This window comes from Pseudomarimonas arenosa, assembly GCF_014841215.1.
GTDB classification, from domain to species: Bacteria; Pseudomonadota; Gammaproteobacteria; order Xanthomonadales; family Xanthomonadaceae; genus Pseudomarimonas; species Pseudomarimonas arenosa.
Genome location: NZ_JACYTR010000002.1, coordinates 189,137 through 212,155, shown reverse-complemented (window position 1 = coordinate 212,155; position 23,019 = coordinate 189,137). Strand labels below are relative to the sequence as shown.

19 protein-coding genes are annotated in these 23,019 nt (G+C 63.2%); 12 read left to right on the top strand and 7 right to left on the bottom strand.

Translation table 11 applies throughout. The annotated features are described in order from the left end of the window. The coding region (locus IFO71_RS21685; RefSeq protein ID WP_225444295.1) for a hypothetical protein at positions 1–217 on the top strand (217 nt) is incomplete at its 5' end. Positions 218–227: 10 nt separating this feature from the next. Here the strand turns inward: IFO71_RS21685 and IFO71_RS01920 are convergent. The 4 genes from IFO71_RS01920 to IFO71_RS01905 all read right to left on the bottom strand — a co-directional run bounded on the left by IFO71_RS01920 (position 228) and on the right by IFO71_RS01905 (position 5,562). Continuing rightward, positions 228–680: a cyclic nucleotide-binding domain-containing protein gene (locus IFO71_RS01920; protein ID WP_192027825.1), complete on the bottom strand. Its 453-nt coding sequence runs from the start codon at positions 678–680 to the stop codon at positions 228–230. Between the two features lie 59 nt (positions 681–739). Then, positions 740–2,005 carry an NAD(P)/FAD-dependent oxidoreductase gene (locus IFO71_RS01915; RefSeq protein WP_192027824.1) on the bottom strand — a complete coding sequence of 422 codons (1,266 nt, stop codon included), beginning with the start codon at positions 2,003–2,005 and terminating at the stop codon, positions 740–742. 181 nt (positions 2,006–2,186) lie between these two features. Further along, positions 2,187–3,494, bottom strand: a complete 1,308-nt coding sequence (locus IFO71_RS01910; RefSeq protein ID WP_192027823.1) for a cyclic di-GMP phosphodiesterase — start codon at positions 3,492–3,494, stop codon at positions 2,187–2,189. A 376-nt stretch (positions 3,495–3,870) separates the two neighbouring features. Continuing rightward, a complete protein-coding gene (locus IFO71_RS01905; RefSeq protein WP_192027822.1) occupies positions 3,871–5,562 on the bottom strand; it encodes a dipeptidyl-peptidase 3 family protein in 1,692 nt (563 codons plus the stop codon). 1,168 nt (positions 5,563–6,730) lie between these two features. Here IFO71_RS01905 and IFO71_RS01900 point away from each other — a divergent pair. The 5 genes from IFO71_RS01900 to IFO71_RS01880 all read left to right on the top strand — a co-directional run bounded on the left by IFO71_RS01900 (position 6,731) and on the right by IFO71_RS01880 (position 10,157). Next, positions 6,731–7,063 carry a hypothetical protein gene (locus IFO71_RS01900; RefSeq protein ID WP_192027821.1) on the top strand — a complete coding sequence of 111 codons (333 nt, stop codon included), beginning with the start codon at positions 6,731–6,733 and terminating at the stop codon, positions 7,061–7,063. A gap of 375 nt (positions 7,064–7,438) precedes the next feature. Beyond that, positions 7,439–7,609 (top strand): hypothetical protein, encoded by a 171-nt coding sequence (locus IFO71_RS01895; protein ID WP_192027820.1) that lies wholly within the window; start codon positions 7,439–7,441, stop codon positions 7,607–7,609. An 84-nt stretch (positions 7,610–7,693) separates the two neighbouring features. Then, positions 7,694–8,263 carry a dTDP-4-dehydrorhamnose 3,5-epimerase family protein gene (locus IFO71_RS01890; RefSeq protein ID WP_192027819.1) on the top strand — a complete coding sequence of 190 codons (570 nt, stop codon included), beginning with the start codon at positions 7,694–7,696 and terminating at the stop codon, positions 8,261–8,263. Beyond that, positions 8,254–8,808, top strand: a complete 555-nt coding sequence (locus IFO71_RS01885) for a dTDP-4-dehydrorhamnose 3,5-epimerase family protein (RefSeq protein ID WP_192027818.1) — start codon at positions 8,254–8,256, stop codon at positions 8,806–8,808. The genes IFO71_RS01890 and IFO71_RS01885 overlap by 10 nt, the downstream gene beginning before the upstream one ends. A gap of 101 nt (positions 8,809–8,909) precedes the next feature. Next, positions 8,910–10,157: a glycosyltransferase family 2 protein gene (locus tag IFO71_RS01880; RefSeq protein WP_192027817.1), complete on the top strand. Its 1,248-nt coding sequence runs from the start codon at positions 8,910–8,912 to the stop codon at positions 10,155–10,157. 60 nt (positions 10,158–10,217) lie between these two features. Here IFO71_RS01880 and IFO71_RS01875 read toward each other — a convergent pair whose 3' ends face one another. Further along, positions 10,218–11,378 (bottom strand): hypothetical protein, encoded by a 1,161-nt coding sequence (locus IFO71_RS01875; RefSeq protein WP_192027816.1) that lies wholly within the window; start codon positions 11,376–11,378, stop codon positions 10,218–10,220. Between the two features lie 709 nt (positions 11,379–12,087). On the opposite strand from IFO71_RS01875, the gene IFO71_RS01870 reads away from it, so the two are divergent. Further along, positions 12,088–13,392 carry an APC family permease gene (locus tag IFO71_RS01870; RefSeq protein WP_332309290.1) on the top strand — a complete coding sequence of 435 codons (1,305 nt, stop codon included), beginning with the start codon at positions 12,088–12,090 and terminating at the stop codon, positions 13,390–13,392. Between the two features lie 76 nt (positions 13,393–13,468). Here IFO71_RS01870 and IFO71_RS01865 read toward each other — a convergent pair whose 3' ends face one another. After that, positions 13,469–14,854 (bottom strand): ABC transporter permease, encoded by a 1,386-nt coding sequence (locus IFO71_RS01865; RefSeq protein WP_192027815.1) that lies wholly within the window; start codon positions 14,852–14,854, stop codon positions 13,469–13,471. Beyond that, positions 14,851–15,786, bottom strand: a complete 936-nt coding sequence (locus IFO71_RS01860; RefSeq protein WP_192027814.1) for an ABC transporter ATP-binding protein — start codon at positions 15,784–15,786, stop codon at positions 14,851–14,853. The genes IFO71_RS01865 and IFO71_RS01860 overlap by 4 nt, the downstream gene beginning before the upstream one ends. A 224-nt stretch (positions 15,787–16,010) precedes the next feature. On the opposite strand from IFO71_RS01860, the gene IFO71_RS01855 reads away from it, so the two are divergent. The 5 genes from IFO71_RS01855 to IFO71_RS01835 all read left to right on the top strand — a co-directional run bounded on the left by IFO71_RS01855 (position 16,011) and on the right by IFO71_RS01835 (position 23,007). Continuing rightward, a complete protein-coding gene (locus tag IFO71_RS01855) occupies positions 16,011–17,651 on the top strand; it encodes a serine hydrolase domain-containing protein (protein WP_192027813.1) in 1,641 nt (546 codons plus the stop codon). A 242-nt stretch (positions 17,652–17,893) separates the two neighbouring features. Next, positions 17,894–18,682: a DUF2189 domain-containing protein gene (locus tag IFO71_RS01850; RefSeq protein WP_192027812.1), complete on the top strand. Its 789-nt coding sequence runs from the start codon at positions 17,894–17,896 to the stop codon at positions 18,680–18,682. 149 nt (positions 18,683–18,831) lie between these two features. Continuing rightward, positions 18,832–19,353 (top strand): hypothetical protein, encoded by a 522-nt coding sequence (locus IFO71_RS01845; RefSeq protein ID WP_192027811.1) that lies wholly within the window; start codon positions 18,832–18,834, stop codon positions 19,351–19,353. A 56-nt stretch (positions 19,354–19,409) separates the two neighbouring features. Beyond that, on the top strand, positions 19,410–20,750 hold the full coding sequence (locus IFO71_RS01840) for a hypothetical protein (RefSeq protein ID WP_192027810.1): 1,341 nt from the start codon (positions 19,410–19,412) through the stop codon (positions 20,748–20,750). Between the two features lie 799 nt (positions 20,751–21,549). Beyond that, positions 21,550–23,007, top strand: coding sequence for an alpha-amylase family protein (locus IFO71_RS01835; RefSeq protein ID WP_192027809.1), 1,458 nt, complete (start codon positions 21,550–21,552; stop codon positions 23,005–23,007). Positions 23,008–23,019: the final 12 nt, after the last annotated feature.

Here is a 23,019-nt window from a genome sequence, read left to right as displayed (position 1 = left end):
GCTACGCAGCAACGGCTACTTCGTAGCCTGCGCCTTCGCTACGCTCGGTCGGCTGCTACGCAGCAACGGCTACTTCGTAGCCTGCGCCTTCGCTACGCTCGGTCGGCTGCTGTCGCAGCTACGTCCCGATCTCGCTCAAGTGGGGCCCCACCACTTGGGCTCGTCGCGCCTTGCACTCGACGCAAAGTCCTCGGTGATCATCCGCGCCCCCTCATGAAATATCCGGGCTAGCCGACCACTTGCTCGGTCAGGACGCCCGACGTACGTCGCAGGCGCCGCGACAGCAGGCGAGCCAGGGCACGCATGAAGCGAAAGGCCAAGGGCGGGTGCTGGCTGGCCATCTTGTCGAGCGCTGACTGACTGAGACTTAGCAGCTGACAGTCGGTTTCTGCCACACAAGTGGCAGATCTGGGTTCGCGATCGAGCAGGGCCATATCACCAACGATCTTGCCGCGCTCGGCGTAGGACAGCAGGTGTTGGCCGCGGTCGCCTTGCTTGCTGATGGCGATGGTGCCACTGAGCAGAATGAGCATTTCGTCGCCCGGGTCGCCTTCACTGAACAGAACGTTCCCCTGGTGCACCGTAAGCGGGTGCAGATAGCGGCAAAGAAGTTCGAGATCAGGGTAGGCGAGGCCCTGAAAAATGCTCAAGCCATCGATGTCGGCGGCGTCTACCAGCATCGGCCTCATCCTGGCGGTTGCAGAGCAGTATCGTAGCGCTTGTACTGTGCCAGGGGCAGTCAGGGTGGTTTCTCAGTCTCACTGCGAGTGCCGACGATGATTCGAGCATTGCGCTGATAGGTCCAGTACGACACCGCCCAATTGATCAGCACCACCAGACGGTTGCGGAATCCGATCAGAAAGAAGACGTGGGCGGCCAACCAGAACCACCAGGCCAGCAGGCCGGAAAAGCGCAGGCCGCGCAGGTCCACCACGGCCGCCATGCGGCCAATGGTGGCCAGATTGCCGACGTCGGAATAGCGAAAGGCCGGGGCCGGTTGCGCGGCTAGACGGCTGCGAATGACGCGGGCGACGTGTGCACCCATCTGCTTGGCTGCTGGGGCCACGCCGGGTACCGGCTTGCCGTCTTGCTGCAGCGTGGCCAGATCGCCGGCCACAAACACATTGGGGTGGCCGGCCACGCTGAGGTCGGCTTGCACCTGCACCCGGCCAGCACGGTCGAGCGGCACGTTAAGTGTGCGGGCCAGGGGCGAGGCGGCAACCCCAGCTGCCCAGAGCACGGTGCGGGCGGGTAGGCGTTGATCAGCAAAGCTCACTCCCTCGGCGTCGATGGCGGTGATGGCCTGGCCGGTGCACACCTCAACCCCGAGTGCTTGGAGTTGCTCCCTTGCCTTGTCGGAAAGCTGTTCGGGAAAGGTGGACAACACTCGCGGTCCGGCCTCGGCCAGCACAATCCGTGCCTGACTCGGATCGATCCGGCGGAACTCCTTGCTCAGGGTGTGGCGAGCGATTTCGGCCAAGGTGCCGGCGAGTTCCACGCCGGTGGGTCCGGCGCCGACGATGACAAAGCTCAGCCAGGCGGCCCGGCGCTGGGGGTCGGATTCCGCTTCAGCCCGCTCGAAGGCGGTGAGAATTCGACGTCGAATGGCAAAGGCGTCGTCCAGCGTCTTGAGACCTGGCGCATGCTCGGCCCACTGGGATTGACCGAAATAGGCGTGGGTAGCGCCGGAGGCAATCAGCAGATAGTCGTAGTCGATCGGTGCGTGGCGGTGCAGGGCAATCTGTTGCGCGTCGGTGTCGACCGCGGTCACCTCATCCAGCAGCACGGTGACATTGCGCTGTCGGCGCAGAATGTGGCGCAACGGTGCGGCGATATCCGGGGCCGACAGGCCGGCGGTCGCCACCTGATAGAGCAGCGGCTGAAACAGGTGGTGGTTGCAGCGATCGATCAGGGTGATCTGCACGGCCGCGCGGGCCAGGGCCCGCGTTGCCCACAGGCCGGCGAAGCCACCGCCGACGATCACCACTCTGGGCGTGGAAGCCATTGGCACAGGGTCCTTGTATGCCGGGAGCTGGCAGATACGGCTGGCCCGTCGCAACTCCAGTCGACGGAACGGCGGCATCTCGGGAGTGCCGCCCGGATGAAATTATAGGTTGTGCAGGACGCTGTCGCGCTGGGCTGTGTGGCCGCTCGTTTGCGCGGCAGTCAGCAAGTGTGCGACTCGGTCAGAAGTTCAGCACGGGCTCGCATTCGGCACTGTGCCAGCTGCGCCAGACCGGCATGGTCTGCGGTTCGACAAACAGCGGCGAGCGCGCCAGCTCGCGTGCCCGTTGTGCCCAGATCGGGCTAAGCTCGTCGACCGGCAGGCTGCGCCGCACGCGCAGTTCGCCCTGCATCTCGGTGTCGATCGTTTCGCCAAGGTCGGTTTCGCGCGGATCATCGATCACTTGCACGCGAGGTGCCAGCGAGGCACCCGGACGTGAGGCAACGACGATGGCCTTGCGCAAATCGGCCAGTTCCACCAAGGTGCCGGGCGGATAGACCCCGAGTATGCGCACGAAACGCGCCAGTAGATGTGGATCAAAGCGTGCGCGCTCCGGGCCGTACATCTGTTGCAGCGCCTGATGTGGGGTCATGCCGAGCTCGGGGCGAAGTGGGCAGACCAGATTCATATAGCGATTGGCAATGGCCAGGGCGCGACCTGCAGCGGAAATCTGCTCGAGATGCCGGCCGTTGGGAAAGCCGCTGCCATCGGCATACTCATGATGCTCGGCGATGGCTTTCACCACCTCATCGGGCAGTTCCATCGAGCGTGCCAACTCCAGGCTAAGGGCGACATGCTCGCGATAGCGGCGTCGCTCAGGTTCAGTCAGTGACGGGTGGTCTTCGCGAACCTGAGGCAGTAGCTGCAGCTTGCCCATGTCGTGCAGCAGGGCGCTGAGGGCGAGGTGTTTTTGCTTGTGCTCCGGCATGCCGCACTCGCGCCCGAGCAGTATGGCCAGGGCCGAAACGCCAAGCTCGTGTCCCGACGGTTGGCGCCCGGCCTGCTCCGACAGCAGGCGAACGGCGGGAATATCGCAATCGGCAATGCAATTGAACACGCTGGTGGCCAGTCGATCGGCGGCCTGCCTAGCCTCCCGCGGCTGCCGCGGCAGCAGACTCAGCAGGCCGCGATGGGCGAGGGCAAACTCGGCATATTCGTCTTCGATTCGGCGCAGCGCATCGTGTTCCCATTGCTTTTCAGTCAGCGCTTCGACGTGCCGATAGCGTTCGAGCGGGGCGACGGATGGCTGATCGACAGCAGCAGCGGGGCTGGCGCTGGTCGGCGCCGGCTTTGGCGCCACCGTGCTGCGCTTGGGGCAGTAGCGGACCTGAGTGATACCGTGCGAGCGCAACTGCTGCAATTGTTCCGGCGAGCGCAGCAGGAAGCGATTGCGCAGGAAGGGGTGGTTGGTCCAGCCGACATCGAGCACCAGGTACAGGCCCGGCTGAACCTGGTCGATGTGGATCAAGGGAAATTCGGACGCCGCCATCGCACTATCCCCGCACAAACTACGCAGAGCATAGACGGATCGCGCTCGGAAGAGGTGTGATCTATTCACACATCGACTACCGATTGTCGGCGAAATTGCCGCGTTGGCTGGCCGTTGGGTCGAATTTGACCGGGAAGACGATCAATCAGCCGGGTGGGCCGAGGGCCGAACGACCTTCTGCTTCCCTGCAGACTACGCCATCAGCCGATGGCATTGCTACCTGCAGCGGGACACTGATCGACGCGACGCTTGAACACCCGGTTCAAGCTTCAATGCGTGCAGGCCTCTGCTGTGCTGCGTCGCAGTGGCGCCGCATATCGGGCGCACCTTCCTTGGCGCGCATATTCAGGTTGCTGAAATGAGTCTCAGCAGCCTGCTAGGGCGAACGCTGTGCTCCCAGGTTCAACACATCCAGGCCCTGACGGAACACGATATCGACGGGAATATCGGCCGCTTCGAGCCGCGCCAGATCACCGGCCAGGGTCGGGCGGATTACCCCAAGTTCGGCGTTAAGAGCTTTGGCTCCCTCGTAATTTCCGTCGCCTTGCAGAGTGAGGATTTCACTCGACAGGCTGTCGACTGCTTCGCCCATCTTCTGAAAATCGACCCGATAGCGGCCGCTGGCTTCATCGCGGCTGAAGGCGCCGCGCTCGGCCAGATAGTTGAAGGCCACCATATTGGCCTGGCCGTGCGCACTGCCGGCACCAAAGCGCACCGAGCGGAAGATGCCGGCCAGGAAGGTGACATAGTTGTCCTCCAGCCGGGCGGCGTCCAGCTCGCCCATTTCGCCGAGTTTGCCGATCATGTAGAGGCCGAGGATGTCGGCCTTGCCCTCCTCAAAGCTGCCGGCGAGGTCGGTCAGCGCCTCGCGCACCGTGCCCTTGCCATTGATGGTGTTCTTGATGCCCAGGCCGTGCGCCACTTCGTGAAACATGACGTTCTCGAAGAAGGCGTCGAAAGTGATATGTGCCTGTTGTGCGGGATCGATCAGTTCAGTCGCGATCGGCCGCAGAATGCTGTCGAACTTGGCCCGCATCACGTTCTCGAGCTGCAAGCGTCGCGAGCCCTTGGCCAGTTGAACCTGTTCGTCGTTGGGCAGATTGATGGCAATGGTCTTGGCGCCAGCGTTGGCATCGCCAGCGTAGTAAATGGCGAAGTACGCGTTGAGGTCGGCATCGGTTCCGGGCGTTTCCGTCTTGTAGGCCGGATCAACCGGAAGATCTCGCTGCAGCGCGGGCAGATGCTGGGCAAAGCGCGCCAGTCGCTCGCTCCAGGCGATGTCCTTGACCAGCACAAAGGCCTCGAACGCCGCGCGATATCCGAACAAAGCGTCCTGGTAAGTTTCGATCGGCCCGATCACCACGTCGATCGGGCTGGACTTCATGTCCATCCAGGCCATGTCGCTGGCCTGATACTCATTGCTTAGCAAGGCTTCTGCGCGCAGCTGTAGATACTGCTTGAAGCCGTCGTCGCTGACCGTGCTGGCCGCTTCGCGAAGCAGCCCAGCGGCTTGCTCAAGTTCAGCCTTGAACGCTTCGCTGTAGGGCAGGCTGATCAACTCGCCGGCCTGGTTGCGACGGATCAGGCTGTATTGCGAGGTCTTGCCTGGCAGGTCAGCTGCCTCAAATTCCTCCTTGCTCATGTCGCTGGGATAAAAGCGTGCCCCGGCAGGGCGTGGGCCTATGCCTTCAACGAACGGTGCGTGATCGTTCAGGGTGTCCCAGGGGCCATAGTTGATCTCGACCAAACGGCGTGTTGCAGGATCGCTGATCTTGCCGAGCAGCTCCTCGGGATCGCCCCAGACCTGACGCCAGAACAACTGGTCCATCAGCTTGGATGCTTCGATCAGTTTGACCAGGGCCGCTTGGTCGCCCTCGCTCAGATGGCTGAGGTCGGCGGTGAGAGTGACTTCGGCATAGTCATTGACCCGGTCGGCGGCGGTCGAATTCGTACTCGGTGCTTCGGTGGCCGCCGTCTGCGTGGGCTCGCTGGGCGGCGGCGCTGGCTGACAGCCGGACAGAGTGGTGACGGCGGCAATCGACGCTGCCAACAGCGAGCGACGGATCATAGGGACTCCCGAACGAATGAAGTGGTCTGTCCCATTCTAGCCCGCCTGTTTCGTGAGGTCGCGCCGAAAGATCCGGCAAATCCAAGCGGGGAGTGAGTTTCGCCCGTTGGATTCGCAATGACGAAGTGTTCGCGATCTTTCGGCGCTGGCACGGCCCTCGTTCGGCCGCTGCGCGGCAACGGCTGCTGCGCAGCCTGCGCCTTCCCTACGCTCGGTCGGCCGCTGCGCGGCAACGGCTGCTCGCAGCCTGCGCCTTCCTCGCTCCCAGAGCAGGGCCATCCATGGCCCTTCCCGCGTGCGCTACGCTCGGTCGGCCGCTGCGCGGCAACGGCTGCTGCGCAGCCTGCGCCTTCCTCGCTCCCAGAGCAGAGCCATCCATGGCCCTTCCCGCGTGCGCTGCGCTCGGTCGGCCGCTGCGCGGCAACGGCCGCTGCGCAGCCTGCGCCTTCGCTACGCTCGGTCGGCCGCTGCGCGGCAACGGCCGCTGCGCAGCCTGCGCCTTCCTCGCTCCCAGAGCAGGGCCATCCATGGCCCTTCCCGCGTGCGCTACGCTCGGTCGGCCGCTGCGCGGCAACGGCCGCTGCGCAGCCTGCGCCTTCGCTGCGCTCGGTCGGCCGCTGCGCGGCAACGGCTGCTGCGCAGCCTGCGCCTTCGCTGCGCTCGGTCGGCCGCTGCGCGGCTACGCGGGGCATTCGCCCCGAGGTCCTGTGCGCCGATTGCGGCGTTGCTCCTTCCCCAAGTGGGCCCACCACTTGGGCTCGTCGTGCCTTGCACTCGACGCAAAGTCCTCGGTGATCATCCGTGCCCCCTCATGAAATATGCGGGCTAGTGGCGTCTCGGATTCAGATAGTTTCATCATCATTCCGACGGCGAGGCGCGCAGGAACCCGCCCGAATGCCGCAGGCGGCGCGGAGGGCGAGCGCCAGGAATCCGGCTTGGTCTTCTGCGACCTCAGCCCTGGCACACGGACGAAGTGGACCTCAGTTCGGCCGCAGGCCAGTTTGCACTCCGCACGATCTCGCGCAAAGTGAAACCGCATGTTGCACGATGCTTGGCCGTGCATTCTGCGCGGAACCGCATGATAAGTAGGCTTTCGCCGTCTGGCATGTCGATTGCTACGCCATCCCTGAAGCCGACCGGCTTCTTTGAATCGATAAAGGAGTGAGACATGAATGCTTTGAAACGCAGCACCCTGGCTACCGCATTGTTGACCGGTCTGGTGGGTCTGGCATTTGCCGGCAACCCGAACGATCCAAGCAAGTCGCCGCCGGCACAAAGCCAGGCAGAAGAAGCGCAGATCAAACGCGAGTTTCAGCAGCTTGATCTCGACAAGAACGGCAATCTGAGCAAGCAGGAAGCCGAGAAGGATGTTGAGCTGAAGCAAGAGTTCGCCAGCTACGATATCGATCGCAATCAGCTGCTGACGCAGACCGAGTATCGCAGCTTCGCGATCGCTCGGCTCGACCCGATGGATGACGAGGAAGAAGAGGCTGAGGAATAGCCGCTGAACTCGTTCGATGCGGGGCACTTCGGTGCCCCGCTTGCGATGCGAACTGCTCCAAGACGTAGCTGGTGACAGCCCGGTAGGGAAGTGGGCTTGGCGAGGTGACTGCCTCCGGCCGGCTCAGCACCATGCCGGCTATTGCGAGCGCTGCTCGCCCGGGTTGTCTGCTTTGCCCATGAGTACGGGTCGCTTTCGATTTGTCGATTTTCTGTTGCATGTGGTTAATCCGGTCGCCTTGAATTCACGCTACTTCGATGCCTTGGTGCTGCTGCGGCCTGACCAAGCCGCGAGCCAACCCGCCTCACGATCAGCGACCACCCGATCAGTCAATTCTGCTTCACCCAGCGCGGGCGCCTGCTCGGCTGGCGCCTGGTGCTGGGCTTACTGCTGTTGCCCGCCGTAGCCATGCGCTACAGCGACGAGGTGAACTGGGACAGGTTCGACTTCATGGCCGCCGCGCTGCTGCTAGGCGGGCCCTTTCTTGTCGGACTGTGGCTGGGCTCGGCCGCATTGTTCGCCGCGGCGGCACGGCGTAGCGCCTAGCTAGCCATCACGCAGCCCCAAGCTTGTAACGCTGAGGGCAGGGCGGCACACTGCAGCGCCGAGCAGCCTGCGTCAGCATCACTCATGAAGGCGACTGAATCCGCACCCAGGCCACGGCTTCCGCTCGGCGTTCGGCAACTGGACCTGCCAATAAACCGGGATCTGCGCGGCAGCTTGATCGAGGTGTTCGAACAGCAGCGATTGGGCCAGCCCCTACTGCAATGGAACGCCGTGTTCTCGCAGCCCGGTGTGCTGCGCGGCATGCACATCCACGACGATCGCAGCGACTATATCGTGATGCTGCGCGGACGGATGCTGCTCGGGTTGTACGATGCCCGAACACGTAGCCCCAGCTATGCGCAGCGCAACCTGATCGAGCTCAGGGCGGACGCGCCCTCTGCGGTGTACATTCCGCCCGGCGTACTGCACGGCTTCTATTTTCCCGAAGGCGGCCTGCATATGTATGGGCTGGGCGAGTATTGGCGTCCGCATGCCGACATCGGCTGTCGCTGGGACGACCCCGAACTGGCGCTGGCCTGGCCGTGTCAGCAGCCGACCGTGGTACCGCGCGATCTGGAGCTGGGCGCTTTGCACGATCTGCATCAGCGGTACCCGGTGTTCGGCTCGATCGAGGTGGCTGCGCCGTGCTGCTGAGCGGTTCACTGCCAGCGGATGTGCAGGTGCGCCCATTGATTGCGCGTCACGACCAGCGCGGCGTATTGTTTGAGCTGAGCCGCAATAGTTGGGAGGGTGCCGTTCCGGTGGCGCAATGGAATGCCCTGCAATCGCAGGCTGGCGTATTGCGTGGCATGGCGGTGCATTGCGAAAACACCGACGTCTACCTCGCCCTCGAAGGAAGGGCCTTGCTCGGGCTGGCCGACCTACGCAGCGACTCGCCGAGTTTTCGCGCCCGCTGTGTGGTTGAACTCGACGCCAAGAGCCCGCTGGCGGTGACCATACCGGTCGGCATCGCCCACGGCTTGTACTTCGAAACCGATGCCCTGGTGCTGGCCGCGCTGAGTCGGCGCTTCGATGCCGAGGACAAGCTGGGCTGCTGCTGGGATGACCCCTGGCTGGCCATCCCCTGGCCATCGATTTCGCCACGCGTTCTGGCGCGCGATCAGCATTGGCCCAGCGCCAAGCAGTTGGTTGAGCAAGTAAGCGCGCGCCTGGCGGCAGCTAAGGCAGCGGACTGTTGATCCGGCGCTTCACGGCGCCGTCGGCGCCGCTCGCAAACAGCCCATCCAGGGGCTCACTCGCTCCGGCGAGTCAAGACCTTAACTCGCCGGAGCAATAATCCATGGCCAAGGTACTGATCCTCTGCCCCACCTTCGATCACGCCGACACCCTGCATGTGTCAATCGCCAGCGTGCGGGCCCAGCACTTTCGCGACTGGGAAATGGTGGTGATTGGCGATGGCGCGCCCGATCGCAGTGCCGAGATCATCGAGGCCATCCGCGCCGAAGATGCCAGGATCAGCGCTGTCTGGCAGCCGAAATCCGAACGCTTTGGCGAGCTCTATCGCGACCCGATCATCCGCGCCAGCACGGCCGAGTTCGTGTTGCATCTGAGCGACGACGATGTCTGGCTGCCTGAACACATCGATCTGATGCTGGAGCTGCTGGAACATGCCGAGTGGGTGAACCAGGCGCCGCTGCGCGTTGCGGTCAGTGGTGAGGATGCCGAATGGTGGCCGGTCAATCATGGCACGCCCAGCATGCGCGCCGCCTGCCAACGCAGGGCACCGTTAAGTGCCGGGATCAATTATGTCGGGTATCGACGTGAAGCCTATCTGCGCCTGCCAGAAGGCTGGACCTGCGCACCGTGGAGCGCCGGCACCTCGGACGTATACATGTGGTCGAAGTTCTTTCACGACCCAGCCTTGGTGGTGGCCAGCGCGGCCAGCACCTCGGCGATCAAGTTCCCCAGCACTGTCGGCTCGCGCAAAGGCCGCAGCCCAACCCAGCGCATGGCCGAGATCGCCCCCTGGCTGGCCCGCTGCGCCGAAGCCGGACTTAGCGAGCGGTTGCGTCGGGCCGGCTCGGTGGGCGCGCGAATGGTGCAGCTGATGAGCGTACATCGGGCTGGCAACACCGATACTCTCAACCAGGCGTTTGCCTCGTGTGGCCTGTTGCCGGCAGCGCCCGATGCGCGGCCGCAGGTCGCCGTCAATGGCGAGCCCATGCTGCTACCGCTGAGCGAACGCCAGCGAGAAGAAGCGGCTCAGGCCTGGCGCTTTCTACGCGTGGCCGAAGGCGTTGAGCGGGCGCCCGACACCATCGACGCCATGCTGGGCACCGACCCCAACGAGTGGCTGTACAAGGCGCAGATTCTTGCCATGTTTCAAAGCGGCGACAGCGTGCTACGCGTGCTTGCCCCGTTTCTGCAGCGCTTTCCCGACAGACCCGCCGCGCTTAGCCTGCAGTTGGAAACCCTGGCCAAGTCAGGCCAACTCGATGCCGCTCGCCAGCGTCTAGACGAGATCAAACGCGAACTACCCGGCTACCAGCCCACCGCCCGATTGAACCAAATGTTGGGGTCGCAGTAGCCAAAGTCCCGCGGCAACTCGTGCAATTCCTAGCCAGTTGCCCAGCGGCAGCAACCAGCATCAATCGCAGCCCAACTGCGCGATCTGGGTCAGCCGGGTCCATGTTCGGTTGCCGCTGGCCACCGGCATATCGCTGGCGTTGTGGGTAGATTGGAACTGGAACTCGAGCCGGTTGCAGGCACGCAGCGCCAGGCTGATCGTGCCCCAGAGTCGCGAAGTCACCGCGGTTTGGCCGAAGTTGCCGGCGATTCGGCCGCCTTGCGAGGTGCGAAGTTCAAGTTGCACCTGACGTTGACCGGCCTGTATCGGGGCGGCGCCCACCAGCCAGAACTGGCGGCCATCGTCGGCAAAAGTGAACCAGGTCAAGGCCAGCACCTGGTTGTCGCCGACCTGGGCCAGTTCGATCAGAAAGCCCTCGCCCGGCCGCTCCGGATCGGAATAGGAGCCGGTGATATGCGCAGTGAGCAGATCCGGCAGTTCGGCTTCGGCGTACAGGCTGGGATCGTACGCAGGCAGGGTGGCGGGGGCGGATACGAAGCCGGGCGGTTGCGATGCGATGACTTCATTGAACAGCCGGGTGCCGAAGCTGAGGGTGATCTCCTCGTTGGGGTCGAACTCCAGACCATCCACTTCATAGGCTTGCAAGAAAAGGGTCTCCGACACTTCGAACACCCGAGCCAGCGCACGCGGGTCATCGGGAATGCGAGTGAAGTTCAGATGCGGAATCAGGGTAATCAGGCCCTTTCCCTGCTCCGGCCGCAGTTCCACCGAAGGCAGGTTGAGCGGCCCGCTGGCCTGCGCGGGATGCTCGATCCGCAACAGCACGGCCGATTTTTCGCTGCCGCAGGGTTCGCGCCATAGGCTTGCGGTAGTAGCAAACGCCTGCGCGTAGTCGAGGCTGAACGCCAGCGTGTCAAAGCTCACGCGCTGGCCGCGCGGCGTCGACGGCGGCTCGGCCGTCACGCAGTTGTCCGGATACAGATTCATCGGTTGCAACAGCAGGATCTCGGCTTTCGGCGCAGTCATCGCGTGCTTGCGCTCGAGCGCATCGACGGCCAGCAATGGCGCAGGCCAGGCCAGCCAGGCCAGGCCCCAGATCGACAGCGATATCCTGGCCAAGAGCGGGTTCTCGAAGGCGGAACGGATCATGAAATCCTCCCAGGCAGCTTCGACCCCGGCAGTATACGCCGGCGTCACTGCCGGCGCTTGGGTGGACGGCATGCCGGTCTCGCCTCTCTTAGCTTATCGTTTCGCTGCGCTCGGTCGGCCGCTGCGCGGCAACGGCCGCTGCGCAGCCTGCGCCTTCGCTACGCTCGGTCGGCCGCTGCGCGGCAACGGCCGCTGCGCAGCCTGCGCTTTCGCTACGCTCGGTCGGCCGCTGCGCGGCAACGGCCGCTGCGCAGCCTGCGCCTTCCTCGCTCCCAGAGCAGGGCCATCCATGGCCCTTCCCGCGTGCGCTACGCTCGGTCGGCCGCTGCGCAGCCTGCGCCTTCCTCGCTCCCAGAGCAGGGCCATCCATGGCCCTTCCCGCGTGCGCTGCGCTCGGTCGGCCGCTGCGCGGCAACGGCTGCTGCGCAGCCTGCGCCTTCGCTACGCTCGGTCGGCCGCTGCGCGGCAACGGCTGCTGCGCAGCCTGCGCCTTCCCTACGCTCGGTCGGCCGCTGCGCGGCAACGGCTGCTTTCGCAGCTACGCGGGACCACGTCCCGACCTTTCCCAAGTGGGGCCACCACTTGGGCTGGTCGCGCCTTGCACGCGACGCAAAATCCTCGGTGATCATCCGCGCCCCCTCATGAAATAGGCGGGCTCGCCTGCGCGGCTGGCGCGCTGAGATGTGTCCGGCTAGGCTTGCCCGATACTTAGCTTGAGTTCCCGAGATGAGGTCTGACTCGCCGGTGTTTGGCCTGCGCATGTGCTGCGGGCGGCTTTCCCGTGACTGATTCGGCAGCGGGCAAGCCTGGTCTGGTACGCCAGCTCGGCGTCGTCGGACTGTGGCTGATCATCGTCAATGGCATGATCGGCGCGGGCATTTTCGGCTTGGGCGCTGGCGCGGCGAAGCTGGCCGGCCCGTACAGCCCCTGGGTGTTTGTACTGTGCGCCCTGGTCGTGTTGCCGATCATGTGGAGTTTCGCCGCGCTAGCCAGTCGTTTCGACGGCACCGGTGGCCCAGTTCTGTATGTGGAAGCAGGGCTGGGAAGGTTTGCTTCCTTTCAGACCGGGTGGGCGTTCTGGGTGGCGCGGCTGACTGCGTTCAGCGCAAATCTGGTGCTGCTGGTGTCGGCGATCGGCCTTTTCTTTCCGACCTGGGCCAGCGGAGCCGGAAGGCTGACCCTGCTGACGCTGATCTGTGGCGTCTTGGCGCTTAACAATGTCTGGGGCGCGACGCGGGCGGTGGGTACGATGGCGGTGCTGACCGTGCTCAAATTCAGCCCTCTGCTGCTGGTCGTCGGGCTGGGGCTGGCCAGCGATCCGATCGCGGTACCGATCGCGGAGTCTGACTTTGCACCCGATTGGCCGGCGGCCGTGCTGCTGGTGCTCTACGCCTATGTCGGTTTCGAATCGGGACTGGTGCCGGCAGGCGAGGCCAGGCAGCCGCAACGTGATCTGCCGCGGGCGCTGATGAGCGCCTTGTTGATCGTGGCCTTGCTGTATGCCGGCTTGCAGTGGGTGTCGCTGAAACATTTGCCTGGTCTTGCCGAAAGCGAGCGGCCCATGGTCGATCTGGCGAATGCCCTGTTGGGGGTGCCGGGGGCCAGCGTGATGATGCTGGGACTGGTGGCGTCTGTCGGTGGCAATCTGGCGGGATCCATGTTGTCGACGCCGCGCGTCACCTATGCCCTGGCTCGCGAAGGCAGCCTGCCGACGTGGTTTGCCAGCGTCCACCCGAGATTCGCCACGCCGGCCAATTCGATTCTGTTCTACGCCGCGGCCGCCTTGCTGTTGGCTACCTGGGGCAGTTTTGTCTGGCTGGCCGGACTCAGCGTGCTGACCCGATTGCTGATTTATCTGGCCAGTCTGGCCTCGATGCCGCGCATCTACGGCAATCGGATCGGGGCCGCCGAGGCCCTGCGTTTGCCTCTGGGCCCTCTGGTGCCGGCCTTGGCCGCCGCGGTTTGCCTGTTCCTGCTGACCCAGGTCGGTGCCAGCACCTGGCTCGGTACGCTGTTGTTTCTGCTTTTCGGATCGCTGCTCTATGGGCTGAATTACTGGTTAAGCAGGCCTGCTCGGTACCGCTGACCAGGCTGCTGGGCTGCGGGTCGGCGCGACAATTCGCAGCCGACCCATGCAACACGACCTCAGCTCGATGTTCCGGTCATGCCATGCGCGCCCAACGCAACAGGGTCATGAAGCTGGGCGGCTTGCCGTGCATCAGCAGGCCGATGCGGAATACCTTGCCGGCAAACCAGACAGCCAGCCAGGCGCCGAGAATGCCGAGGCCGATCGACAGCCAGACTTCCCACATCGGCGGCGGGCTGCTCGAACTCATGCGGATGATCATCACGAACGGGCCGGTGGGCGGAAGGATGCTGGTCACCATCGCTAACATCGAGTTCGGATCGCGACTGATCGGCATCCACAGCATCATCGGAAACACCATGGTCAGGATCACCGGGGTCAACAAAGTCTGCGCTTCTCGCAGTTCGTTCACAGCGGCGCCGATCGCTGCCATCAGGCTGGCCAGGGTGACGTAGGCAATCAGGAAGAATACGAACAGATAGAACAGCAGGCTGAGATCGAGCAGGCCCATGGCAGCAAAGCTGATCAGCCCAAGCAGCCCGATCGCGCCGTACAGGGCCAGCATCAGCGCACCGACTGCCAGCTGACCGAGAATCTTGCCGGCCATCAATTCGGTGGGCGACACCGCCGCCAGCAACAGTTCCACTACCCGACTGGCCTTTTCCTCGATGGTCGAAGTCATCAGCTGCTGGCCGGCCGTCATCACCGCGATGAACATCAGCACCATGAAGGCCATCGGCAGAAGGGCGCTGGCGATCTCATTGCGCTTGCTGTCGCCCTGAGCACTGAGTTTGATCGGCGCCACCCGTGGCACCGAGGTCAATCGGCGCACTTCGGCCGGGTCGAGCTGGCGTGCGCCCAGGCGCGAGGCGACCAGGGCTTGCTTCATACCGTCACGCAGCTCATCGAGCAAGCGCACGTCGAGCTTGTCGCGAACGTACAGCAGATAGCTGCCCAGGGCCGCGGCCTCGGCGTCGACCGCATCGGCCTCGATCTCGATGATGGCAAGCAGCTTGCTGTCCTTCTGCCGTTCCGATTGGCGCAGCTGCTCCTTGGCCGCTTCCAGCGCGGCGTCATCGGCCAACACGTGCACCCGCAGCTTCGGCACCTCGCCGAGCACCTGAGCCAGTCCTTCATCGATCTTGGAGCGCGCCAGATCGCTGTCGACGACCTTTCTTACTCCACCGGGCATGGCAGCATCGAAGCGCGCTTCGAAATCGCGACGGCGCGAGGCGAATCCTTCCGGTGAAAGATGCTGTTTGGCTGCTTCGGCGACCACGCCACTGCGGTCCAGCAGGGCAATCTCGCCCTCGATCGGCGGCGCCTTCTGGTTGATAAGGAAGGGCAGCAACCAGATCATCAACACCATCATGGCCGGTACGATCAACAGACCGAACAGGAACGCCTTGGTCATCACTGTGGCCACAAACTCGCGACGTGCAACCTGCAAGATCTTGTTCATGCGATCACCTCCTGAGCCGCCGGGGCATCTTTGATAGCCAGGCTGATGAAGACGTCCTCCAGGGTCGGTTGCAGCAGTTCGATGCGTCGGGTGGCGATCTCCTGGGTGACTCGGCGCAGCGCCTCTGCCGGGGCATGGCCGGGTTCAAGCTCCAGGCGCCAGCCCGATTCCTGCTTGCTGCTGCTGCGGATGCCTTCAATTCGCGTCAGATCTCCACCGTCGGCGCTGTCGTCGATCGGGTGCAGCAGCAGGGCATGCGGGGCGTAGCGCCGGCGTATCGCCTCGAGCGGATCGTCCAGCACCTTCTGCCCTTGGTGAATCATGATGATGTGTTGGCAGATCTGCTCTGCCTGCGGCATCACATGGGTGGAGAACAACACGGTCACGCCGCGCTGGTGCTGTTCCAGGATCAGTGACTTCAGCAGGCGCATATTGACCGGGTCGAGACCACTGAATGGCTCGTCAAGAATCAACAGGTCGGGTTGATGGACGACGGCAGCGATGAACTGCACCTTCTGCTGCATGCCCTTGGACAGCTCTTCGCATTTCTTCTTTGCCACATCGGCCAGCCCCACGCGCTCCAGCCAGTCGCTGATGCGCTTGCCGGCTTCATTGCGTGGCACGCCCTTCAGTACCGCCATATGCTCTAGAAAATCGCCGACCCGCATCTTGCGGTACACGCCGCGCTCCTCGGGCAGGTAGCCGATCCGGTCCTTGGCCTTGAGTGCACTGTCGGCACCCAACACGCGGATCGATCCGCTGTCGGGAAACAGAATCGATAGCATCATCCGCAGCGAGGTGGTCTTGCCGGCGCCGTTCGGGCCGATAATGCCGTACAGCGCACCTTGTGGTACCTCAAGATCCAGGCCACGAACAGCCTGCTTGCTACCGAAGGACTTGTTCAGGCCACGGAGTTCAATCGCCAGTGTCATAGTGATTCCAGGAGCGGCAATGGGGCGAAGAGTAAGGTCTGGACGGTGGCGCCGCCAGACTTGCAAAGCGCATCGACGGCCCGCTTCGGCATTCGTGACCTGACCCGATCGGGACTTCTGGGCCATGCCCTGCTGCCGGCAGGCCGGGAATACTGCGCCGCCGAGCGGGGCAGGGCGTTCAATCCTCAAGCCGAGGGAACAAGATCAGCGACAGGGAGGTGGCGATGACGGGCAGATCTGACCAGCAGCGCGCGGTGCCGATGAGCGTTGAGAGTGCCGGGGCACGGATCGAAGACCTGCTGAGTGAGCGGGTCAGCGACAGCCAGCCCGGCTGTGCGATCGGCATCTGTCGTCGCGGCGAACTGCTGTGGCAGCGCGGCTTTGGGCTGGCCAGCGTGGAGCACGGCGTGCCGATTGATCCGCTGCGCACGGTGTTTGACATCGGCTCCACCTCCAAACAATTCACCGCCGCCTGTGTGTTCCTGCTGGCTGAGCAGGGCGCCATCGAGCTCGAACACAGCATCGATCGCTACTTGCCTGAGTTGCCGAGCTATGCGCAGAGCATCACCATCAGGCACCTGATCCATCACACCAGCGGTCTGCGCGACTACATCGCCTTGCTCAATCTGGCCGGCGTCAGGGATCAGGATTACCTGAGTGAAGCGGCCGCGCTGGCGATGATCGCGCGCCAACCTTATCTGGAGTTTGCGCCCGGCAGTGAGTTCCGCTACTGCAACAGCGGGTATTTTCTGCTCTCGCTGATCGTGCAACGGGCCAGCGGTCAGTCCTTGGCCGAGTTTGCCAGGCAGCACGTGTTTGAACCGCTGGGTATGCAGCAGACCCGTTTTCTGCAGTTCTGCTGGGAAGTCGTACCGCACCGCGCTTGCGCCTACGCGCCGCTCGACGAGCGTGAGTTCGCGGTGTTGATGGCGAACTGGGAGCAGACCGGCGATGGCGGCGTACAGACCAGTGTGGCGGATCTTTGCCGCTGGGATGGCAACTTTTACACCGGTCAGGTGGGAGGAGCGAAACTGATCGCTCAGTTGCATCAGTGCGGCGTCTTGAGCAATGGTCAGGTCACCGACTATGGCGGCGGTCTGGTGATTGAGCCCTATCGTGGATTGCCCTCGGTCTTGCATGGCGGTGCCTGGGCTGGGTACCGGGCCGAGCTGCTGCGCTTTCCTGAACAGGAGATTGCGTTTCTGGTTCTGTGCAACCGCGCCGATCTCGACCCGACGGATTTGGCGCATGCGGTCGCCGATTTGATCTTGGCGCCATTGCTCGAGTCGCCTGCTGAGGCTCGGCTGGCTTCCGGCGAGTACTTGGCGGATGACGCCGAGCTGGAAGCGCTTTGTGGTGTCTACTGGAGCGAGGAACAGCGGCTGTTGCGCAGCCTGCGCTTGTCCGAGGGCGTGCTGTACTACGGACGTGATGACGGCAGCGAGCAGCCCTTGCGCATGCTGGCCCGCCTTCGAGCCGAATTCGATGATCAGCCGGGCCAGGGCGGCCTGCGCTGGGAGTTCGGTGTCGATGGCAGCCTTGAGCTTCATATCGAGCTGTCTGCTGAGCCACCGCTTCGACTCTGCAGGATGCCGGCTTTCAGTCCGTCCGCCGACCAGCTGGCAAGCTATTGTGGTCACTACGTCAGCACGGAACTCGATGTGCAATGGACATTGATTCACGACGAAGGTGAGCTGAGACTCCAGACATCTGAGGAGCCGCCCATCGCCTTGTTGCCGGTGTTTGAGCAAGCCTTTGTCGGCAACGGCTGGCTGCTTCGATTCCCTGCGGTGGGGGCTGTGATCGACAGCTTCATGGTCGATGCCGGCCGTGCAAGCGGCATTCGCTTTCAGGCTCAATCTTAGGAACCTGAACGCAACGCATGCCCGGTTGCCGGGCAGGGGCTACAATGGAGGGGCGCGGGCAAGGACAGCGCCATTCGGGTGAATGCCATCCAAGCTCGCGCCCGCAGGCAGCAAAACGGAACTTGATTGCCTTGAGTCACTGCGGACCTGTACTGCGGACTTGCAATGGGTCCGCGCCTGATCAAGTCCGCGCCTGATCAAGTCTGGATCGGCTGCTCAGGCCCGCTATAAGAGGAGGGCGTATGCACACCTTTCCGACCTCATCCCGTTACAATGACATCACCGCACCATCGATGCGACGCGCAGATCTCGACGTGCCCGCGCTGGCTGCCTTCAGCTGGCTGCGACGTGGTGCGCGCGATCTGACGCTGCACCCCGCGGCCAGTCTGGTGTATGGCGGACTGGTCACCGCCACCGGATTGCTGATGCTGGCCTTCGGTGCCCATCCGTACTTTCTGGCCGCAGCACTGACAGGGTTTGTGTTGGTTGGCCCCATTCTGGGGGTTGGCCTCTGTGAGCTGTCGCGTCGCGATGAAAGCGGCCTGCCAGTGGGTTTTGATGAGTCGCTGCGTGCATTGCGACCCAACCGTCGTCCGCTGCTGCAACTCAGTGCGGTGTTGGCCCTTGCAGCAGTACTGTGGTTCCTGGTCTCGATCGGCTTGATGCGTGCCTGGTTGGGGCCACTGGCGCCGAGCATCGAGGCGAGCATGTGGAACAGTCGTTTTGCCCAGCTGGGGCTCGAGCAGTGGTCCTACTGGATCGGCGCTGGTGCCGTATTTGGTTTGAGTTGCTTCGCGCTGACCGTGGTGGCGGTGCCCGCCATCATTGATCGAGGCGTCAGCATGGCCGCCGCCATGCGTGCCAGCCTGGCTACCGTTGCCGCGCATCCCATTCCCTGTTTGATCTGGGCAACGCTGCTCGCCGTGCTGGTCGTGGTCGCCTTTGCGTCCGTGGTTGGGCTGTTGCTGATCTTCCCCCTGCTCGGTCACGCCACCTGGCATGCCTATCGCGACTTGACGATGCGCCGCTAGTCGAAGCACGCCGGCACGCCACAGGCGGTCTGAGGCTGTCAGCCGACTGGCGGCCGTTTGAGGGCCGCAAGCTGTGACCCGGGCCCGAATTCCGCCAAGCTTGCGTGCTAGCGTAGCCGGCATCATGAGTGCCTGGCAGGAGGCCGGGAATGCGGGCAACCGAACATCGACTGAAGACCGCGCACCCCGGGGTGCGCTGCGCTGTTGTGAGTTGGCTGTTACTGGCAGCGCCCTTGTCGGCCTGGGCTGCGAGTGGCTGCGATGATCTGGGTGGGCAGCCGATTCACCCCAACGTCGATTGGGAAATGGATGTTAAGCCGATACTCAACAATATGTTGGGTGGGCGCTGCAGCGGGTGTCATAACGGCGCGATTCCGCCTGATATGACCGACAACGGTGTGGATGCCATCTTCAAGCTGGTGAACTTCTACGTGACGCCGGGGCGCCCGCAGGAATCGCAACTGTTCATCAAGGTGAACTGCGACGTTCCGGACAGTGGCGGGCGCATGCCGCTGGCAGGAGCCAATCTCAGCACACTGCAGCAAGAGCTGCTTTACGACTGGATCGCTCAGGGTGCCCGGGGCGAAAGCCCGCCGGGGGCGATCTCGCGTGATTTCATCTTTCGCGATGGTGGCGAGTCGCTGCGCGAGTCGCCGGCCGAGAGCGACTGAACCGAGTGCAGCGCATGAACCGAGCCATGTTTCGCCATTGCCTTCGATGGAGCCTGATGTTTGCAGCGCTCGGTTGCAGTTCGCTGCTGCAGGCCGCGACCTATCAGGTTGGTCCAGCGCGCAGCCATACCACGCTCGATGCCCTGTTCAGCGCGATCGATCTTGAGCCGGGTGACATTGTGGAGGTCGATGGCGCGGTGACCTATCCCGGCGGCATCATCATGCGCGCGGAAGATGGCGGTGCTGCCGGCAATCCGGTGATATTGCGCGGCATCAAGGTGGCCGGACAGCGGCCGATCATACAAGGCGGAGTCAATAGCATTGAATTTCGCCTGGTGGAACATGTGGTATTCGAGAGTTTCGAGATCATCGGCACTACGGCGCCGACGCGCACTTTCCGCTGTTTGTACCACCACGGCCATGATCTGACTGTGCGCGAAGCGCGCATCCATGCCTGTCCGGATCATGGCGTGCTCGGCGCTGACCAGGATTCAGGCTCGATCACCATCGAGTACAGCGAGATCTTTGATGCCGGCTCAGGTGATCGCAATCATGTGATCTATATGGCGACCGATGAGGTGGCCTATCCGGGCTCGGTGTTCCGTCTGCAGCACAGCTATGTCCATAGCGCCAACGGCGGCAACCTGATCAAGTCACGCGCCGAGCGCAACGAGATCTATCACAACTGGCTCGAAGGCGCCTTCTATCACGAGTTGGAGCTGATCGGACCGGACCCAGGCGGGGCACCCAATGGCTGGTCCGAAGGCCTGGCGCGTGAAGACTCCGATGTGGTCGGCAATGTGATTGTTCACAGCAGCGACTTTAGCGCCATTATCCGGCTTGGCGGCGATGGCACCGGGCAAAGCCAGGGCCGCTATCGCTTTGCCAATAACACCATCGTGCGTATCAATGGCAACAACGATACGCCGACAGTGTTCCGACTGTTCGATGGTCTGGAGTCGGTGCAGATGTTCAACAACCTGATCTATCGCGATGGCAGTTCGGCCGTGCGCCTGATTCGCGAGGTCGAGGCCGACTGGGTAGGCGGCATCTCGCGAATTGCCGGTTCCCACAACCAGTACGAGCCGGGCTCGACCTTCGTACCCCCCGGCTGGACAGCCAGTGTGCTCACCGCAACGCCCGGTTTCACTGATATCGCCAGCCTCAATCTGCGTCTGCTCGAAAGTAGCAGCCTGCGTGATGCTGGTACCGGCACCACCGATCACCCCGCCTATGCCTTCCCCAATCCGCGCCTGTTGCCGGGCTTCGAGCCGGTGCGCGCCCTGCAAGCCATCGGTACTGCCAGTACGCGTGAGGTTTCCGGCGTCGCGATCGATATCGGTGCGTTCGAATTCATCGACCCGCAGCGCGTGTTCCGCGACGGGTTTGAGTCCTGATAAGCAGAATTGATTCCGGCGCGGGCTTCCGCGCGACTGCTGTTGAGCAGCTGCGTGGAGGTGGAACAAGTTATCAGTGGAAGCTGAGGTAGAGCCGCTGATTCCTTGCGCGAGAGACCGACAGGGGTGATTCAAGCACCTCCTTCCCTTGCCCCTCTTCCGCGACCCCTGTGCTGCAGGCTGAGAGCGGAGCAAGGCGCAAGCTCGGGGAATCGGTGTGCTATGAGATCTTCTGCTGGGCAATCACCAACGTCACTGCGCCAAACCACAGTCGGGCCTTGAGTCGGAGCAGGTCAAAGCCCCTGGGCAGGCAAAGATCGGCTCCCTAACCCCAGCCCGGCCCTCCCCGAACATCGGGGAGGGAGTTCCGGGGCACCAGCCGGCGCGCGAAAATCAGTGCGCATCGATCTCTCCCCTGGCGGGAGAGGGGTTGGGGAGAGGGGGAATTCAAGCACCTCGCTCCCTTGCCCTTTCAATCCCAGCACCAGTGCCCGGAGGGCAGGACAGAACAAAGCGCGGCCTCGCCGAGTCAATGGGTTGGGACATTGAGCCGTGGCGATCGGGGCTTCGAGCGCAGCGCAAAAGATCTTTTGTTCTCATGAATACGTATGCAGCGCATACGAATGCACTCGCTCAGCGTCTACCATCGACAACGCAGCACGATGTTGAGATGAAGGCGCAGGAGGGGCGCACTTCAGTTCCAGCTGCTCGCGACAGGGGGCGGGCAGGGCGGCGATCCGGGCAGGAGACCGGGCGGCCGTCGTTGTCATCGTCGTCAGCCCTGGGAGGGGACTACATCATGCAATCACATCAAGCGACCGTGTTCGGCACGGTCCTGCGGAGCTTCTTTGTCGTTCGATCGGCCTTGCTGCGAACCTTGGCACTGAGTGCGTTGTTATGCAGTTCGTTGGCGCAAGCCGACGTCATCCTGCACGCCTTCAATTGGCGCTACAGCGAAGTGGAGGCGAGGGCGCAGGCGATCAAGGATGCAGGTTACAAGATTGTCCTGGTCGCGCCGGCCTACAAGGCCAGCGGCAGCGAATGGTGGGCACGCTACCAGCCACAGGACTATCGCCTCATTCATCACTCACTCGGCGACACCGAGAGTTTTGCCAGTATGGTGAGCGCACTGGAGCTCAAGGGCGTGCTGGTGTACGCCGATGTGGTGCCCAACCATATGGCCAACGAGGCGGCTCAGCGCAGCGATCTCAACTATCCCGGTGCCGCCGTGCTGGCGCAGTACGCCAGCAACCCTGGCTACTACAACGCGCAGCGTTTGTTCGGCGACCTGCGCTACAACTTTCTCGGCCTGAACGATTTTGGCCCGGCCAGCTGTATCCAGAACTATCTCGATGTCTGGCAGGTGCAGAACTGGCGCTTGTGCAACGGCGGCGGTGATGCCGGTCTGCCTGACCTGATTGGCAACAGCTGGGTGATATCGCAGCAGCAACAGTACTTGCGGGCGCTGAAGGGCATGGGGGTGAAGGGCTTTCGCATCGATGCCGTCAAGCACATGAAGCTCCCGCACGTAAACGCCCTGTTCAATGCCGAGATCAAGGCGGGCATGCATGTCTTTGGAGAGGTGATCACCAGTCGCGGCAGCGGCGATGAGGAGTATCGGCTATTCCTGCAACCCTATCTCAATCAAACCGACCATGCCGCCTACGACTTTCCCTTGCATGGATCGCTGCGCGAGGCATTTCGATTCGGCGGCAGCATGAGTGCCCTGGTCAATCCGCAAGCGGTGGGTCAGGCGCTTGCGGGGGCGCGGGCGGTGACCGTTACGGTCACCCACGATATGCCGAACAATCCTGGCATCTTTGGCTGGATGATCTTGAATCCCGGTGACGAAACACTGGCCTATGCCTACATCCTCGGCCGTGACGGCGGCGTGCCGATGGTGTTTTCTGATCACGGCGAAAGTCGACCCGATCTCTACGGCGCACGATGGAACGATGCGTTCAATCGCAGCGATATCAGAGCCATGATCCGCTTTCACAACGCTGCGCAAGGCACCGACATGCAGGTGCTTTCCTACAGTGACTGCCATCTGCTGTTCCGTCGTGGCAGCCGTGGCATCGTCGGTATCAACAAGTGCGGCAGTGCTGTCAACAGCACGATCAACATGAACAATAGCGTGTTGTGGTGGAATACCCCCTACACCGACACGCTGAGTGGTCATGTGGTCAACATCAAGTCATCCAACTACACGTTCAGTCTGCCTGCGCGTGCGGCGCGCATGTGGCTGCGGCCCTGAGGAGCCTCTATC

What these genes read in the sequence shown, in the direction of transcription:
- IFO71_RS01865 (WP_192027815.1), bottom strand. Translation starts at nt 14,854, where the DNA reads ATGAACAAGATCTTGCAGGTTGCACGTCGCGAGTTTGTGGCCACAGTG.
- IFO71_RS01855 (WP_192027813.1), top strand. Translation starts at nt 16,011, where the DNA reads ATGACGGGCAGATCTGACCAGCAGCGCGCGGTGCCGATGAGCGTTGAG.
- IFO71_RS01905 (WP_192027822.1), bottom strand. Translation starts at nt 5,562, where the DNA reads ATGATCCGTCGCTCGCTGTTGGCAGCGTCGATTGCCGCCGTCACCACT.
- IFO71_RS01835 (WP_192027809.1), top strand. Translation starts at nt 21,550, where the DNA reads ATGCAATCACATCAAGCGACCGTGTTCGGCACGGTCCTGCGGAGCTTC.
- IFO71_RS01880 (WP_192027817.1), top strand. Translation starts at nt 8,910, where the DNA reads ATGGCCAAGGTACTGATCCTCTGCCCCACCTTCGATCACGCCGACACC.
- IFO71_RS01890 (WP_192027819.1), top strand. Translation starts at nt 7,694, where the DNA reads ATGAAGGCGACTGAATCCGCACCCAGGCCACGGCTTCCGCTCGGCGTT.
- IFO71_RS01900 (WP_192027821.1), top strand. Translation starts at nt 6,731, where the DNA reads ATGAATGCTTTGAAACGCAGCACCCTGGCTACCGCATTGTTGACCGGT.
- IFO71_RS01920 (WP_192027825.1), bottom strand. Translation starts at nt 680, where the DNA reads ATGCTGGTAGACGCCGCCGACATCGATGGCTTGAGCATTTTTCAGGGC.
- IFO71_RS01875 (WP_192027816.1), bottom strand. Translation starts at nt 11,378, where the DNA reads ATGCCGTCCACCCAAGCGCCGGCAGTGACGCCGGCGTATACTGCCGGG.
- IFO71_RS01850 (WP_192027812.1), top strand. Translation starts at nt 17,894, where the DNA reads ATGCACACCTTTCCGACCTCATCCCGTTACAATGACATCACCGCACCA.
- IFO71_RS01910 (WP_192027823.1), bottom strand. Translation starts at nt 3,494, where the DNA reads ATGGCGGCGTCCGAATTTCCCTTGATCCACATCGACCAGGTTCAGCCG.
- IFO71_RS01840 (WP_192027810.1), top strand. Translation starts at nt 19,410, where the DNA reads ATGTTTGCAGCGCTCGGTTGCAGTTCGCTGCTGCAGGCCGCGACCTAT.
- IFO71_RS01915 (WP_192027824.1), bottom strand. Translation starts at nt 2,005, where the DNA reads ATGGCTTCCACGCCCAGAGTGGTGATCGTCGGCGGTGGCTTCGCCGGC.
- IFO71_RS01845 (WP_192027811.1), top strand. Translation starts at nt 18,832, where the DNA reads ATGCGGGCAACCGAACATCGACTGAAGACCGCGCACCCCGGGGTGCGC.
- IFO71_RS01860 (WP_192027814.1), bottom strand. Translation starts at nt 15,786, where the DNA reads ATGACACTGGCGATTGAACTCCGTGGCCTGAACAAGTCCTTCGGTAGC.